This window comes from Rhizobium ecuadorense, assembly GCF_001187535.1.
Lineage (GTDB): Bacteria > Pseudomonadota > Alphaproteobacteria > Rhizobiales > Rhizobiaceae > Rhizobium > Rhizobium ecuadorense.
This window is the reverse complement of the sequence record NZ_LFIO01001690.1, coordinates 1-240: the sequence shown is the minus strand read 5'-3', so window position 1 is coordinate 240 and position 240 is coordinate 1. Positions and strand designations below refer to the sequence as shown.

The 240-nt window shown below is 63.8% G+C and carries 1 pseudogene; it reads right to left on the bottom strand.

Annotation, left to right across the window (positions count from 1 at the left end):
- Positions 1–240, bottom strand: a pseudogene (locus AF337_RS44780) (FAD-dependent oxidoreductase); the annotation flags it as partial.

Here is a 240-nt window from a genome sequence, read left to right as displayed (position 1 = left end):
GCCCAGCTATGTTCGAAAGGGACATTCGCGAGACCCGGGAACCGCGCGTCGAGCGCGTCTCGATGGGCCTTGGCCATCTTGCCCATGCGCCAGTCCGACGCCTCCAGCTTGCTTTCGTAGGTGTACCTCGTGCGGATTACGATCCGCGACTGGCCAGCGGAGGTAATCTTTCGAATCGTGGCTCCCATCGCATCTGCCGGGAGCAGCGCCCACTTGTCCTGCCCTGAGGCCTTCTGGCCG